This window comes from Stenotrophomonas sp. YJH_SMC_81, assembly GCF_059370875.1.
The window spans coordinates 397,821-412,152 of sequence record NZ_JCAFUB010000002.1 but is presented as its reverse complement, the minus strand read 5'-3'; the positions used below and the strand labels follow the sequence as shown (position 1 = coordinate 412,152).

Sequence of the window (14,332 nt, the reverse complement as noted above, 5' to 3'; positions counted from 1 at the left end):
CCGGGCCTGGGTCATTCCGGGCCCGGCGTTTTTCATGTATAGCGTTCATCGCACCGTTCCAAGGAGTCGTTCCGATGGTCAAGCCTTCCCGCGCCCGGATGCGCAGCGCAGTGCTGCTGGGCAGCCTGCTCGCCCTGTTGCCGGCACTGCCCGCACTCGCCGCCGATCCCACGCCGGCCGCTGAAGCACCGGGTCCGCAGCTGCGTGCCGGCAGCCTGATGCTGATTCCCGCGCCCGCTACCGTGCAGCACGGCCAGGGCAGCGGCATCACCGTACGCGCCGATACCGCGCTGCACGCCGAAGGCGAAGCCGCGCAGCGCGTCGCCACCCAGTTCGCCGACCTGCTGGCCCGCAGTGGCGGTCCGCGACTCATACCGGCCAAGGGCAAGGCGGCAGGCACGTCGGGCAGCATCCGCTTCCAGATCGTTCCGACCTTCCGCGACAGCGGTGAGAGCTACACGCTGGAAAGCACCGCGCAGGGCGTACTGGTGCAGGCCGGCAACGAAACCGGCCTGTTCTACGGCGCAACCACGCTTGCCCAGCTGGCCACGGGTGGCAGCAACGGCGTGCTGCCGGCGGTGCAGATCCAGGACGCGCCGCGCTTCGGCTGGCGCGGTTTCATGCTCGACTCGGCGCGGCATTTCCAGAGCCTGGACGAGATCAAGCGCGTGCTCGATGCCATGGCCGCGCACAAGCTCAATACCTTCCATTGGCACCTCACCGATGACCAGGGCTGGCGCATGGAGATCAAGCGCTACCCGAAGCTGACCGAGGTGGGCAGCTGCCGCCTGCCGGCCGGCGACGGTGGCATCGATCCGGCCAGTGGCAAGGAGCATCCGTACTGCGGCTTCTACACGCAGGAGCAGATCCGCGAAGTGATCGCCTATGCCGCCAGGCTGCATATCCAGGTGATTCCAGAAATCGACGTGCCCGGCCATGCCACCGCGGCGATCGCCGCGTACCCGGAATTGGGTTCAATCAACACCCCGCTGAAGCCGATCAGCGAATGGGGCGTGTTCCCGAACCTGTTCAACGTGGAAGACAGCACCGTCACCTTCCTCGAGAACGTACTGGAAGAAGTGATCGCGCTGTTCCCTGCGAAGTACGTCCACGTCGGCGGCGACGAAGCAGTCAAGGACCAGTGGGAAGCCTCGAAACAGGTGCAGCAGCGCATGCGTGCGCTGGGCATCAAGGATGAAATGGCCATGCAGAGCCACATCATCAAGCGCCTGGAGACCTTCCTGGAGCAGCACGACCGGCGCCTGATCGGCTGGGACGAAATCCTCGAAGGCGGCCTACCACCGCAGGCCACGGTGATGTCGTGGCAGGGCACCGAAGGTGGCCTGGCTGCAGCCAGTGCCGGCCATGACGTGGTCATGTCGCCGGTGGGGTACCTGTACCTGGATTACCTGCAGACGGCCTCGCCGAATGAACCGCCGGGCCGCCCGACCCAGGTCAACCTCGGCAAGCTGTACAACTTCGAGCCGGTGCCGGCCGAGCTGGCGGCCGACAAGCGCCAGCACATTCTCGGCCTGCAGGCCAACATGTTTACCGAGCACACGCGCACCTACGCGCGCCTGCAGCACAACCTGTTCCCGCGCCTGGCCGCCGTGGCCGAGACCGGCTGGAGTACGCCGGAACATCGCGACTTCCGCGATTTCCTCGCGCGCCTGCCCGCGCAGCTGCAGCGCTACCGTGCCTGGGGCCTGGCCTACGCTCAGACCCCGTTCGAAGTGGGCGTGGACTACACCGATGATCGCGCGAAAAACTCCGTGACCCTATCGCTGGCCAACCCGCTGGGTTATGAAGTGCGCTACAGCACCGATGGCCAGCCGGTGACCGCGCAGTCGCCGTTGTACCAGCAGCCGCTGACCGCGACGCTGCCGACCACCGTGCAGGCCGCCGCGTTCTACCAGGGCCAGATGCTGGCCGCGAAGCCGACCATCGCCACGTTCACCGCGCAGTCGCTGCTCAGCCGCCGCAGCGATGCGCTGCTCAGCTGTGTGGGCAAGAAGGGGCTGGTGCTGCGCCTGGAAGACGACGGCCCGAGCGAGGGAACGCGTGCGGTGTTCAACGTCGACATCTTCCAGCCATGCTGGCGCTGGCCGCAGGCGCAGCTGGACGGCATCGGCAGCGTGGAGGTCCGCGCGGGCCGCATTCCGTACTACTTCCAGCTGGCCCACGATGAACCCAAGCGTCGCTTCGAAAAGGCCCGGAGCGCACACGGCGAAATGCTGATCCGCCGCGGTGATTGCACGGGCAAGGTGCTGGCTGAAGTACCGCTGCCGGCCACGCCCGATGCCGATGGCTTCGTGACCCTGCGTGCGGCGCTGCCGAAGGGCACGCAGGGCACGGGTGACCTGTGCATCAACTTCACCGGCGATACGCGCCCGGCGATGTGGGTGCTGGATGAGGTCACGCTGAAGAAGTAACCGCAAGCCTGTCCTGGCGCAATCCATCCACGCATGGCGTGGATCTACTGTACAGCCGAGCCCATGCTCGGCTGCCTTTCGGGAGGGAGCCGAGCACGGACTCGGCTCTACAGGAACCTCAGCCCCGCCAGCGCATCAGCAGATCGCGCAACGGGGTCAGTGCCGTGGCCATGCCGGCCAGCACGCCGATCGTGTTGGCCAGCGCATCCATCGGGTCAGCAGTGCGGTTGCTGGTCAGCGTACCCTGCGCGAACTCGATGCCGACGCCCATCAGCACCAGCCCCACGCCCACCCACAGCAGCGGGCGCCCCGGCCGGAACAGCTGCACCGCGCTGCCGGCCAGGAGGAAGTAGGCGAGGAAGTGCTCGCCCTTGTCGCTGTTTTCCGGCAGCGGGATCGGCGGTGGTGGGATCAGGCAGACCACGATCACCAGCAACACCGCCAATGTCCAAAGCGCGGTCCACAGCCGCGGCCGCCGCAGCGGCTTGATCAGCGGCAACGCACTGCTCACAGGCGCCAGCTCAGGTCGCCCAGTTCGAACGCCGGCTCGAAGTCGACGCCGCGCTGCAGGCCGATGGCCTGGAAGCGCTCGCCCATCTCGGTCGGCAGGGTCAGCTTCTTCACCTGGTCACGCAGCTGGATGCGGCCGACCTCATCCGTACGCTCTTCGGCCAGCAGCAGCACCTGGTCCAGGCCGTTGCCGAGCAGGAAACTGGCCTGGCTGCAGTACCCCGCCAATTCGAAACCACCGTGCATGCCCGCCTCGGCCATCGCGGTGAAATCCACCGACGCGGTGATGTCCTGCAGGCCGGGCCAACGATGCACGTCGTTATGCACGTGGTGGCGGTAGAACGCGCGGACCGTGCCATCGTCGCGGTCGTGCTGGTAGAACTCGCTGCGGCTGTAGCCGTAATCGACAAACAGCATCGCACCACGCTGCAGGCCGCCAGCCACTGCCTGCAGCCAGTACGGCAGCTGCGGCAGCACCTCGGAGCGGTAACCGTCGGCAAAGGGCTTTTCCAGGTAGCGCTCGATGTGGCGCACCGCACCGTTGAGCAGGATGTCAGCCGGCTGCGCGCCACGGATGAAGTTGCCTTCGCCATCAAGCTCGACGGTTTCCTCATAGACCTCGCCGTCCCGGATCAGGAAACGCGGGGTCGGCAGCGCGTCGATCACCTCGTTGGCGAACACCACGCCCTCCCAGTCCTCCTCGAACGGGCGGTCGATCCAGCCCACGCGCGCGGCCAACTCGGCCGGCAGGTTCTGCTGCAGGCGCTGCTGCTGGCGCTCGCGCAGGTCGGCGCTGGGTTCGAGGATGGCGTAGCGCGATGGCAGCGCGTCCAGTTCGTCCAGGCGCAGCAGCACGGCCTCGGCGAAGGCGCCGGTACCGCCGCCCAGTTCCAGCATGCGGGCCTGCGCGCCCAGCTGGGCGAACACTGGCGCCAGCGCATTGGCCACGCTGCCGGCGAACAGGCTGCCGAGCTCGGGTGCGGTGGTGAAGTCGCCGCTGCCTCCGAACTTGCTGGCGCCGGCGCTGTAGTAGCCCCAGCCTGGGGTGTACAGGCACAGCTCCATGAAGCGCGAGAACGGCATCGCCCCGCCCTGCGCAAGGATTTCGGCGCGCAGGGCGGCCGCCAGCTGGTCGCTGTGGGCCAGGGCATCGGCTTCGGGCAGGGGGAAGGTGGGCTGCATGGCGTCTTCGAATGCGGTGACAATGGTGCACAGGATAGCCGAGCCTTGGAGGACCCTCGATGAGCGATACCCACCCCGTGGTCCTGATCACCGGCAGCGCGCGCCGGATCGGTGCGGCCATCGCCCGCCAGTTCCACGCCTGTGGCTGGTCGGTGGTACTGCATGCCAACACCTCCAGCGCCGAACTGCAGCAGGCCGCGTTCGATTTCGACAACGTGCGCCCCGGCAGCGTGCTGGCCCTTCAGGCCGACCTGCGTGATGCCGACGCCCTGCCCGACCTGGTGGAACAGGCCGTTACCCACTTCGGCCGCCTGGACGCTCTGGTCAACAACGCCTCCAACTTCTATGCCACCCCGCTCGGCCAGATCACCGCCGAGGCGATGGACGAGCTGTATGCAGTCAATGCGCGCGCGCCACTGCTGTTGTCACAGGCGGCCGCGCCCTACCTGCGCCGCCAGCAGGGCTGCATCGTCAACCTGACCGACCTGCACGGCACCGACCCGATGCGCGACCACATCGCCTACACCATGGCCAAGGCCGCGCTGGAGATGGCCACCCGCTCGCTGGCGCTGGAGCTGGCGCCCAAGGTGCGGGTCAATGCGGTGGCGCCCGGCGCGATCCTGTGGCCGGAACAGGGCAAGGACGATTTCGCCCGCGAGGCCCTGCTGGCGCGCACGCCTTTGGCGCGGATCGGTACGGTCGAGGAGATCGCCGAAGCGGTGTACTGGCTGGTGGCCGAAGCCAGCTTCGTCACCGGCCACACGCTGCGCGTGGATGGCGGGCGCACGGTCAGCTGAGAGGTTGCCGGCCAGCGGCCGGCGCTACCGGTCATGCCGGCCGCTGCCGGCAACCTCCATCAATCCAGGTCAACCACCTCGAACGCCTCCCCAAACTGCGCGTGCGCGCGCCACAGCGTGGCCAGGTCCAGCCCGCTGACCGGATCGATGAAGTCGGGCGCGATGTCGGCCAGCGGCTTCAGCACGAAGGCATGCTTCAGTTCGGGACGGGGAATGCGCAGGTGGCCGGGACCTTCCACCACCAGGTCGCCGTAGAACACCACGTCGATATCCAGGGTCCGGTCGGAGAAGCGCGGCCCACTACGGTCGCGGCCGTGCGCGTCTTCCAGCGCATGCAGCCAGTCGTCCAGTTCCTGCAGCGGCAAGTCCGTCTCGATCGCCACCGCGTTGTTGAGGAAGGCCGGGCCGTCGAAGCCGACCGCGGCGGTACGGTAGGCCGGCGAGACCTGCAGCGCGCCGAAGCGCTCGCGCAGGGCCGCCACCGCGGCGTGGAGGTAGCGGCGGGGCTGGACATTGCTGCCCAGGCTCAGGAGCACGGTCGTCATGCGGTTCAGGTGGCAGCGAGGGGGGCGTGGACATGCCGTCGTCACGGCGGCCTGCCTACAATCCGGGACGCACATGATAGGGCACCGACATGACCTATTGCGTTGGAATCGAGGTGGACGAGGGCCTGGTCTTCGCTGCCGACACCCGGACCAATGCCTCGCTGGACGATGTACGCGTGCATCGCAAGCTGCACGTGTTCGAATATCCCGGCCAGGCAGCCTACGTGCTGATGGCGGCTGGCAACCTGGCCACCACCCAGCTGCTGGTGTCGCGCCTGGGCCGCGACGCCGCAGAGCGGCGCGTGCCCAACCTGCGCGACATGACCCACCTGTTCGAAGCCGCCGCGTATGTGGGGCAGCTGCTGGTGGACAGCCAGGTGCACAGCAGCCACAGCGAACACGGCCATGACGGGGTCAACACCCAGGCCACGCTGATCTTCGGCGGCCAGATCGCCGGCGAGCGGCCCGGGCTGTACATGATCTACCCGCTCGGCAACGCCATAGCCGCCTCGCCGGAGACGCCCTACCTGCAGATCGGTGAATCCAAGTACGGCAAGCCGATCCTCGACCGCATCCTCAGCCCCGCCACGCGCCTGGAGGATGCTGCCCGCACGGCGATCGTCTCGTTGGACTCCACCATCCGTTCCAACCTGTCGGTAGGCCTGCCGATCGACCTGGCGCTGCTGCGCGACGGTGAACTGCGCATCGGCCAGCAGCTGCGGCTGGGCGCGGATTCCACGCTGTATGCCGACATCCACCAGAACTGGTCGCGGCGGCTGGAACAGGCGGTGGACGCGCTGCCGCGGTTCCCCTGGGAAACCGCCCTGTAGAGCCGAGCCCATGCTCGGCTGTCGAGGTCAATGCGAACAGCAGCCGAGCATAGGCTCGGCTCCACAGAACCCCAGCGGCATCAGCCCAGCGCCTCGGCCACTGCCCGGAACACCTGCTGCATCTGCAGCGGCTTGCGCAGTACATGGACGTCCACGCCGGCCGGGAAGGCATCGGCAGGCACCGCCACCGCCGCGTCCTCCAGCACCAGCGCCGGGCCGCGATAGCCCAGCGCAGCCATCTCGCCCAGCAGCTGGCTGGCCGGCAGCAGCTTTGAGCCGGCGTCTGCAATCACCAGCGCCGGCATCGCCTCCTGCTGCATCCAGCGCAGCGCCGCCGGGCCATCGGAGGCCAGCTGCAGCTGATACCCCTGGCTGGACAGCGCGTTGCCGAGCAGCGACAGGCGCGTGGCTTCGCCGTCGACCACCAGGATCGACTGGCCACTGCCCAGGGCCACCAGCTGCTCGATCGGCTCGCTGCCGTCGCTGGCTTCGTGCATCGGCAAGCGCAGCTCGAAGCAGGTGCCCTGCCCTGGTTGGCTGCTGACATGGATGCTGCCGCCGGCGCCTTCGACGATGCGCTTGCAGGAAATCAGGCCCAGGCCGGTGCCATCGGCCTTGGTGGTGAAGAACGGATTGAACAGGTGCGACAGCGTGTCCGCATCCATGCCGATGCCTTCGTCGGACACGCAGATCTGCATCCAGTCCACGCCATCGCGCTGGCCGGCATGGCTGGCGGTCAGGCTCAGGCGGCCACCGTTGGGCATCGCCTGGATCGCGTTGAGCGCCAGGTTCAGCATTACCTGCTGCAGTTCGGTGTAGTTGGCGTCGACTACCAGGCCTTCGTCCAGCACCTGCAGTTCCAGGCGCACGGCATCGGGCACGTTGCTGCGCAACAGCAGCGCCACCGCATCGAACAGGCCATCGATCTCGATGCGCTCGCTCGGCTTGCGCGAACCACGCACGAACGACAGCATCGACTCGGCCATCTCATGGCCGCGGCGGCCACACTCGGCGATGACGTCGGCCAGGTGGTGCAGCTGCGGATCCTCGGTGCGGGCCTTCAGCAGGTCCGGCATGATCAGCAACGGCTGCAGGATGTTGCGCAGGTCGTGGCTGAGCCCGGCGGCAAGCAGAGACAGGCTTTCCAGCCGCTGCGCACGCATCAGTTCGGTTTCCACGCGTGCGCGCTCGACCGCACTGCGTGCATCGCGGATCGCACGCGCGACCGCCGAAGGCAGGCGCGCAGGCTGGTGCTTGATGATGTAGTCGTTGGCGCCCTTCTGCAGCGCCGCCACCGCATTCTCCTCACCCATCGTGCCGGAGACGAAGATGAAGGGCACCTCCGGCGAGGTCTCGCGCACGATGCGCAGCGCGTCGTCACCGGAGAACCCCGGCATGCTCAGGTCGGACAGCACGATGTCCGGCTGGAACACCGCCAGTGCCTGGCGCAGTTCCGCCTCGCTCTCGACACGCTCGAAGCGGGCCTCCAGGCCCGCGTCGAGCATCTGTTCGGACATCAGCTCGGCATCTTCCGGTGAGTCTTCCACCAGCAGGATGCGCAGCGCCCCCAGGGCGGGACCGGTCAGGGGCATGGGCTCACTCGAGTTCCGGTGCCTGGTTGATCAACGCCCAGAACTTGCCCAGGGTCTGCACTGCGCCGAAGAACTGGTCCACGTCCACCGGCTTGACCACGTAGGCGTTCACGCCCATGTCCCAGCTGCGGGCCAGGTCGCTTTCCTCGCGCGAGGACGACAGGATCACCACCGGCAGCCGCTTGAGTTCTTCGTGCTCGCGGATCTGCCGCAGCACTTCCAGGCCATCCATGCGCGGCATCTTGATGTCCAGCAGCAGCACCGCCGGCAAGCCTTCCTCGCGGTTGGCGAAGGCACCGCGACGCAGCAGGTAGTCCATCACTTCCACGCCGTCCTCGACGTGCACGATGGGATTGGCCAGACGCGCTTCTTCCAGGGCGTCGATCGCCATTTCGGCGTCCGCCGGGCTGTCTTCGGCGAGAAGAATGGTGCGCAGAGTCGTCATGCAGAGGGACCTTGTTTGTCCGCGTCGGTCGCGGGAGGCAGGTAGAAGTGGAAAGTGGCGCCGACGTCCGGTTCGGCCTCGGCCCAGATACGGCCACCATGGCGGGTCAGCACGCGGCGCACGCTGGCCAGGCCGATGCCGGTCCCCGGATAGTCGCTGGCCTTGTGCAGGCGCTGGAACACACCGAACAGCTTGCCGGCGTAGGCCATGTCAAAGCCTGCACCATTGTCGCTGACCGTGAACTGATGGCCGCCGTCGGGCTGCTGCTGGTAGTCAACGCGGATCTTCGCCGGCTCGCGGTTGCCCGAGTACTTCACTGCGTTGCCGAGCAGGTTGAGCCAGACCTGGCGGATCATGTTCTCGTCGCCCACCACGATCGGCAGCGGCGCGATGTTCCACTCCACCTGGTGCACATGGCCGCTGTTCTCGGCCTCGGCCTGCAGGTTGGAATCGAGCATGGCCCGGGTGTCGGCCACCAGCGACTGCATGTCCACCGCCTGCTGCCGCATCGCCGCACGGCCAAGGCGCGAGTAGACCAGCAGGTCGTCGATCAACGCTGCCATGCGCCGGGCCGAACTGGAAATCACGTCCAGATAGTGGCGGCTCTTGTCATCGGCCTGATCGCCGAGGTGGCGCGACAGCTTGTCGGAGAATCCGGCCACGTGGCGCAGCGGTGCACGCAGGTCATGCGAGACCGAATAGCTGAAGGCCTCCAGCTCGCGGTTGACCTCGGATACCTGCGCAACCTTGCCTTCCAGCTGGCGGTTCAGCTCTTCCACGCGCAGCTGCACTGCGCGCTGCATGGTGACGTCGCTGATGGTCAGCAGCACTACCTCGTCATCGCTGTCGGGCAGCGGCATGCGCCGCGCGTTGAGCAGCATGTAGCGCACCACGCCGTCAGCGGTGCGCTGCTCGTGCTCGAAGTCCCACAGTTCGCGACCGCGCGACAGTACGTCGGCCAGGCGCTGCCGGACCACCGGGTCCTGCCATGCATTGTCGCCAACGTTTTCCAGCAGCAGGCCGTCGGCACGCTCGTCCTGCAGGCCGTACAGCTCAGCGAATGCTGGATTGTGCAGCTGCACGCGCAGGTCGCGGTCGAGCAGCACGATCGGTTCGCGCACGGTCTGCAGCACCGACGCCGCACGTGCAGCCGAGCGCAGCGATTGCCGCTCCGCATGCAGGCGACGGCCGATCTGCCGCTGCAGCAGCCACAGCACCAGGCCGAGCAGCGCCAGCTGGATCACCAGCGAACTCCACGACACCAGTTCGGTCTGCTTGCGTTGGCGCGCCGCCTGCTCGGCGCGCAGCGCCAGCAGCTTCTGCTCGCTGGCCTGCAGTTCTTCCACCAGCCCGCGGATGGGATAGCGCGTACTCAGGTCCTGCACCAGCTCGCGCTGGTCGCTGTTCGGCTCGGACCTGGCCAGCTCGCGGGCGAGTGTCATGCGGCCTTCCAGCATCGATTCGATCCGACCGATGCGGATCAGCTGGTCGGGATTGTCGCGGGTCATCCGGCCCAGTTCGGCCAGGCGCCCGGGAATTTCATCGGCGCGGGCCATGCGCTCGCGCAGGCCGGGGGCATCCACGCCCTTGGACAGGGTCAACGCGGCCGATTCAACGTCGCGCACATCGGCCTGCAGTTGCTGCAGTGCCACGCCCACGGCCTGGGTGTGGTTGACCCAGGCCATCGCTTGTTCGCTGTCCTGCTGCAGTTTACGCAGGGTCAACCACGGCACCACGATAATCGCGGCGGCGGCCAGCGCCAAGGCCGGCAACCGCCAGCGGTCCCAGATGTCGTCACTGAAAACCAGCGCCATAGTTCCTCGTCAGCTCTGCCGCGACGCGTTGGCCGGGTCGAGCCCGGTTGCGGCGGAACCGGCAATATAGCGCAGGCGGTCACAACTCTGGAATTTCCAGCGCGGTCGGCTGAACGGGTTGGCAATCAGACCTGTAGGGCCAAGCCCATGCTCGGCTGCCTTGGAGTTCCAGCCGAGCGTGGCTCGGCTCTACAGGTCACCGGGCGCCCCACGCGGGGGCGCCCAACCGGTTCAGCGCTTGGCGGCAGCGCTGACCTTCAATGCGGCGGCATCGACGCGGGTCACGCCCTTGATGCCCTTGGCGGTGGTGACCGCCTTGTCCTTCTCGGCCTGGGTGGCCACGGTGCCGCTCAGGCTGACCACGCCGTTCACCGTTTCCACCTTGATCTCGGTGCCGGGGACGTTGCTGCTGGTCAGCAGGTCCGCCTTCACCTTGGTGGTGATCCAGCTGTCGGTCACCGGTTCGTTGGAATCATGGCGATCCGCATGGGTAGCCGGATGTGCGCTGGTGGCCGGCGGGCTCTTCGCGGCCGGGTCCTTGGCGAAGGCGGCCGAGGAGGACAGTGCCAGGCCCAGCGTCAGGGCAGAAGCAATCAGCGTGCGAGTGGTATTGCTCATCGTGTCGTTCTCCTTCGGGATGTGCTGCCAGTCTGGACAAGCGCACGTAGAGCAGGCGTGGCGTCGCGGTCATGCCGCCGTGAATCGAAGCGTTTCCAACGGCAACGGTTCAGTTTTGGGCTGTCCGCATCCGTCGTTTACCCTGCCCTTCCCCCCCAGCCGGAGCTCTGCCATGCGCCCCGACCTGCACCTGGCCCTGATCGGCTACGGCCTCGCCGGCCGCGTCTTCCATGCCCCTCTGATCCAGCACACGCCCGGCCTGGTCCTGCACAGCATCGTCAGCTCGCAGCGCGACACGTTGCTGCGCACGTTCAGCAACGTACACGTGCGTGCAACGCCACAGGACGTGTTCGACGATCCAGCGGTGGATGCGGTGGTGATCGCCACGCCGAACGAACAGCACGTGCCACTGGCGATGGCCGCGCTGGCCGCCGGCAAGCACGTGCTGGTCGACAAACCCTTTGCGCTGGATGTGGCCGAAGCGGAAACAGTACTGGCCGCAGCACGCGACGCCGGCCGCATCGCCACCGTGTTCCAGAACCGGCGCTTCGATGCCGACTTCCTCACGCTGCAGGCGCTGCTGTCCGAAGGCACGCTGGGCGAGGTGGCCGAATGCCATGCGCATTTCGACCGCTACCGGCCGCAGGTGCGCGACCGTTGGCGCGAACAGGACGGGCCAGGCAGTGGCCTGTGGTACGACCTCGGCCCGCACCTGCTGGACCAGATGCTGGTGCTGTTCGGCTGGCCCGACGCCATCGATGCGGATCTGGCCGTGCAGCGCCAAGGTGGCGCCGGCATCGACTACTTCCACGCCGTACTGCACTACCCGCGGCATCGCGCCATCGTGCATGCCGGTTCGCTGGTGGCTGCCCCTGCCCCGCACTTCAGCGTGCATGGCAGCAAGGCCAGCTGGATCAAGTACGGCCTGGATGTGCAGGAGGCCCAGCTGCGCCGCGGCGTAGCGCCGGGTGCGCCCGGTTGGGGCATCGATCCCCGGCATGGCGAACTGGTGCGCTGTGATGCAGAAGACAATGTTCTGCGCAGCACCGTCGACAACCTGCCCGGCGACTATCGTCGGTTGTATGCGCAGTTCGCAGCGGCGATGCACGGCGACGGCGAAGCGACGGTCAGCCCGATGCAGGCATTGCAGTTGATGCGGCTGCTGCAGGCCGGCATGGACAGCGCGCGCGAAGGGCGGCGGATCGCGTTGGACTGACCAGTAGATCCACGCCATGCGTGGATGACGTGGCAACGATCAGAGACGGCTTTTGTAGAGTCGAGCCATGCTCGACTGGCTGCATGGGGTCAGAGCCCTTTCCTGCGGAAAGGGATCCGACCCCGATCTGCCCGGGGTCGGATCCCTTCGGCAACGCCGAAGGACTCTGACCCCACCGCAGTGCTTACGACTTCTTGATGGCGTGGCCGCCGAATTCATTGCGCATCGCCGACAGCAGGCGATCGGTGAACGAATTCGATTCGCGCGAACGCAGGCGCTCCAGCAGCGACAACGTGATCACCGGTGCCGACACGTCCAGCGCGATGGCTTCGGCCACGGTCCAGCGGCCTTCGCCGGAATCCTCCACGTATGGCGCGATGCCATCCAGCGACGGATTGCGCTTGAGTGCTTCGGTACTCAGGTCCAGCAGCCACGAACGCACCACGCTGCCGTGGCGCCAGACTTCGGCCACCTGGGCCAGGTCCAGTTCCATTTCCTGCTTGCGCTCCATCAGCGCGAAGCCTTCGGCATAGGCCTGCATCATTCCGTATTCGATGCCGTTGTGGACCATCTTGGTGAAATGGCCGGCGCCGGATGGACCAACACGCGCCCAGCCGCGATCCTCCGCCGGAGCCAGCGTGCGCAGCAGCGGTGCGATCTGCTCCACCACCGGCGCTTCGCCACCGACCATCAGGCTGTAGCCTTCCTGCAGGCCCCACACGCCGCCGCTGGTGCCGCAGTCGACGTAGCCCAGATCGTCCTCCGCCAGCGCCTTGGCGCGACGGATCGAGTCCTGGTAGTTGGAGTTGCCGCCGTCGATGACGATGTCACCCTCGGCCAGGTGCGGGGTCAGCTGTCCCAGCGTCTGGTCGACGGTTTCACCCGCCGGCACCATCAGCCACACCACGCGCGGCACCGGCAGCGCGGCCACGGCGGCGGCCAGCGAATCAACCACTTCCAGGCCGGCTTCTGCAGCGCGCTGGCGCGCACTTTCGCCCGGGTCGTAGCCGACCACGCGGTGGCCGCCGCGATGCAGGCGCTGGGCCATGTTGGCGCCCATGCGGCCGAGGCCGATCATTGCAATATCCATTGTTTCACCTTCAGTTGGGGTCTAGGGTCAGGCTGCCTGGCCTGCCGGTAGCCGCGCAGTGGCGCAGTTGCGCCTCGCGCCAACGCCGGTAGAGCGTGGTATGCAGATTGTGCACCGCCAGGTCGATCGAAAACGGCGTTCTCGGGTTGCGATCGAGCAGGCGGACGATGTGGTAGCCGATAGGACGTATACCGCGCGGATGCACGTAGATCACGAACTGCTGGTAGAACGGATCGTCCAGCAGCTGATCCATGCGCACCAGAGCCGCGTGGTAGCGCGGTGCCAGGCGTGCGCGCAGCTGTGGATCGCGCTCGAACAGCAGGCGCTCGAAATAGCGCTGGCCGGCGCGCGGAATGTCCTGCGCCAGTTTCCAGAGCTCGGCATTGCGCTGGTCGTACCAGGCCAGGCCGGCGTGCAGCGCCAGCGCCTGCGCAGCGCCCTCGCCCACCTCGACCACCACGAAGTTCTCGGCCTGGTTGCTCAGGTCGTCCAGCGTGCCTTTGTCGTACACATGTTCGATGAAACCGGGCACGCCCACGAACGCCTGCCGCCCCATCGCCGCGGTGCGCACCGCCTTGCCATCGGCGAAGAGGTCGCCCGCATGCGCGCCGAGCAGGATGCTGTCGGTGTCGTGCAGCGCGAGGAAGGTGCCGATCGACAGTTCCTCCGCTGCGAACCCGGTGTCGAACGCAGCATCGCCATACAGCTCGCGCTGGGTGGCCAGCTGTGCGACCTGGCGGCCGACACCGCATTCGGCACGCACGGCACCGCTGTAGAACGCCTGCAGCGCATGGCTGTTGCCCGCGCGGGGCACGAAGCCACGACCGAAACTGCGCGTACGCTGCCAACCCTGTGCCGGTGCGCCCTGCAATCCGAAGCCGATCCATCCCAGCTGCGGGCCGGAGAAGCGGAACGTGGGATTGCCCTGCAATGCCGAAGTCGCGCGCCGCGTGGCCGCCCCCAGCTCGAAGGCATAGGCGCAGACGGTGGCGGGGTCATCCAGCAGCTGCTGCAGCAGTGCCTGCCGAGCGGCAGCGGGCAGCGCCGCCGGCCACCGCACCTGCAGGTCGCCGGCCGCCTGTGAATCAGCCAGCGAGGCACGCGTACATACGGGACCACCGCGCACCTGCGGCGCGGTGAGGGACGCTTCTTCGAAGCGCCACCCCAACCGCTGCAGCAGGCCCTGCGTACAGTCCGGGGATGGCGCTGCCACGACCCACGCGGGCGCCAGCAGGGCTGCAATCAGCCACCTGCCGCGCAC

13 protein-coding genes are annotated in these 14,332 nt (G+C 67.4%); 4 read left to right on the top strand and 9 right to left on the bottom strand.

What is annotated here, in order from left to right:
* The first annotated feature begins 74 nt into the window (after nucleotides 1-74).
* Entirely contained in the window at nucleotides 75-2,432 is a 2,358-nt protein-coding gene (locus AC5P8U_RS05480; protein WP_447897360.1) for a family 20 glycosylhydrolase, read from the top strand.
* Nucleotides 2,433-2,550: 118 nt separating this feature from the next.
* Here the strand turns inward: AC5P8U_RS05480 and AC5P8U_RS05475 are convergent, their stop codons facing one another.
* Together AC5P8U_RS05475 and AC5P8U_RS05470 are read right to left on the bottom strand one after the other, a co-directional pair.
* Complete coding sequence (locus AC5P8U_RS05475; protein WP_181503425.1) at nucleotides 2,551-2,952, bottom strand: VanZ family protein; 402 nt, start codon at nucleotides 2,950-2,952, stop codon at nucleotides 2,551-2,553.
* Nucleotides 2,940-4,124, bottom strand: coding sequence for a class I SAM-dependent methyltransferase (locus AC5P8U_RS05470; protein WP_111007683.1), 1,185 nt, complete (start codon nucleotides 4,122-4,124; stop codon nucleotides 2,940-2,942). Before AC5P8U_RS05470 ends, AC5P8U_RS05475 begins: the two co-directional genes overlap by 13 nt.
* Nucleotides 4,125-4,183: 59 nt before the next feature.
* Between AC5P8U_RS05470 and AC5P8U_RS05465 the strand changes: the two genes are divergently transcribed.
* Nucleotides 4,184-4,921, top strand: a complete 738-nt coding sequence (locus AC5P8U_RS05465; protein WP_072167179.1) for a pteridine reductase — start codon at nucleotides 4,184-4,186, stop codon at nucleotides 4,919-4,921.
* Between the two features lie 59 nt (nucleotides 4,922-4,980).
* On the opposite strand, the gene folK is transcribed toward AC5P8U_RS05465, so the two are convergent.
* Nucleotides 4,981-5,466: a 2-amino-4-hydroxy-6-hydroxymethyldihydropteridine diphosphokinase gene (gene folK / locus AC5P8U_RS05460; RefSeq protein ID WP_053498221.1), complete on the bottom strand. Its 486-nt coding sequence runs from the start codon at nucleotides 5,464-5,466 to the stop codon at nucleotides 4,981-4,983.
* Between the two features lie 89 nt (nucleotides 5,467-5,555).
* On the opposite strand from folK, the gene AC5P8U_RS05455 reads away from it, so the two are divergent.
* Nucleotides 5,556-6,296: a proteasome-type protease gene (locus AC5P8U_RS05455; RefSeq protein ID WP_061479677.1), complete on the top strand. Its 741-nt coding sequence runs from the start codon at nucleotides 5,556-5,558 to the stop codon at nucleotides 6,294-6,296.
* 80 nt (nucleotides 6,297-6,376) lie between these two features.
* Here the strand turns inward: AC5P8U_RS05455 and AC5P8U_RS05450 are convergent, their stop codons facing one another.
* The 4 genes from AC5P8U_RS05450 to AC5P8U_RS05435 all read right to left on the bottom strand — a co-directional run bounded on the left by AC5P8U_RS05450 (nucleotide 6,377) and on the right by AC5P8U_RS05435 (nucleotide 10,765).
* Entirely contained in the window at nucleotides 6,377-7,888 is a 1,512-nt protein-coding gene (locus AC5P8U_RS05450) for an ATP-binding response regulator (protein ID WP_005419354.1), read from the bottom strand.
* Between the two features lie 4 nt (nucleotides 7,889-7,892).
* A complete protein-coding gene (locus AC5P8U_RS05445; protein ID WP_005411057.1) occupies nucleotides 7,893-8,333 on the bottom strand; it encodes a response regulator in 441 nt (146 codons plus the stop codon).
* A complete protein-coding gene (locus AC5P8U_RS05440) occupies nucleotides 8,330-10,147 on the bottom strand; it encodes a sensor histidine kinase (RefSeq protein ID WP_111007681.1) in 1,818 nt (605 codons plus the stop codon). Before AC5P8U_RS05440 ends, AC5P8U_RS05445 begins: the two co-directional genes overlap by 4 nt.
* A 231-nt stretch (nucleotides 10,148-10,378) precedes the next feature.
* The gene (locus tag AC5P8U_RS05435; protein WP_072167181.1) at nucleotides 10,379-10,765 is read right to left on the bottom strand and encodes a BON domain-containing protein; all 387 of its coding nucleotides are present in this window, start codon (nucleotides 10,763-10,765) and stop codon (nucleotides 10,379-10,381) included.
* Nucleotides 10,766-10,937: 172 nt separating this feature from the next.
* On the opposite strand from AC5P8U_RS05435, the gene AC5P8U_RS05430 reads away from it, so the two are divergent.
* On the top strand, nucleotides 10,938-11,981 hold the full coding sequence (locus tag AC5P8U_RS05430) for an oxidoreductase (protein ID WP_072167182.1): 1,044 nt from the start codon (nucleotides 10,938-10,940) through the stop codon (nucleotides 11,979-11,981).
* A 184-nt stretch (nucleotides 11,982-12,165) separates the two neighbouring features.
* Here the strand turns inward: AC5P8U_RS05430 and gnd are convergent, their stop codons facing one another.
* Entirely contained in the window at nucleotides 12,166-13,071 is a 906-nt protein-coding gene (gene gnd / locus AC5P8U_RS05425; RefSeq protein WP_447897359.1) for a phosphogluconate dehydrogenase (NAD(+)-dependent, decarboxylating), read from the bottom strand.
* Nucleotides 13,072-13,081: 10 nt separating this feature from the next.
* On the bottom strand, nucleotides 13,082-14,332 hold the full coding sequence (locus AC5P8U_RS05420; RefSeq protein ID WP_088496531.1) for a hypothetical protein: 1,251 nt from the start codon (nucleotides 14,330-14,332) through the stop codon (nucleotides 13,082-13,084).

Coding starts and splice junctions, on each gene's coding strand:
- AC5P8U_RS05480 (WP_447897360.1), top strand. CDS start 75: ATGGTCAAGCCTTCCCGCGCCCGGATGCGCAGCGCAGTGCTGCTGGGC.
- AC5P8U_RS05470 (WP_111007683.1), bottom strand. CDS start 4,124: ATGCAGCCCACCTTCCCCCTGCCCGAAGCCGATGCCCTGGCCCACAGC.
- AC5P8U_RS05465 (WP_072167179.1), top strand. CDS start 4,184: ATGAGCGATACCCACCCCGTGGTCCTGATCACCGGCAGCGCGCGCCGG.
- folK (WP_053498221.1), bottom strand. CDS start 5,466: ATGACGACCGTGCTCCTGAGCCTGGGCAGCAATGTCCAGCCCCGCCGC.
- AC5P8U_RS05455 (WP_061479677.1), top strand. CDS start 5,556: ATGACCTATTGCGTTGGAATCGAGGTGGACGAGGGCCTGGTCTTCGCT.
- AC5P8U_RS05450 (WP_005419354.1), bottom strand. CDS start 7,888: ATGCCCCTGACCGGTCCCGCCCTGGGGGCGCTGCGCATCCTGCTGGTG.
- AC5P8U_RS05445 (WP_005411057.1), bottom strand. CDS start 8,333: ATGACGACTCTGCGCACCATTCTTCTCGCCGAAGACAGCCCGGCGGAC.
- AC5P8U_RS05440 (WP_111007681.1), bottom strand. CDS start 10,147: ATGGCGCTGGTTTTCAGTGACGACATCTGGGACCGCTGGCGGTTGCCG.
- AC5P8U_RS05435 (WP_072167181.1), bottom strand. CDS start 10,765: ATGAGCAATACCACTCGCACGCTGATTGCTTCTGCCCTGACGCTGGGC.
- AC5P8U_RS05430 (WP_072167182.1), top strand. CDS start 10,938: ATGCGCCCCGACCTGCACCTGGCCCTGATCGGCTACGGCCTCGCCGGC.
- gnd (WP_447897359.1), bottom strand. CDS start 13,071: ATGGATATTGCAATGATCGGCCTCGGCCGCATGGGCGCCAACATGGCC.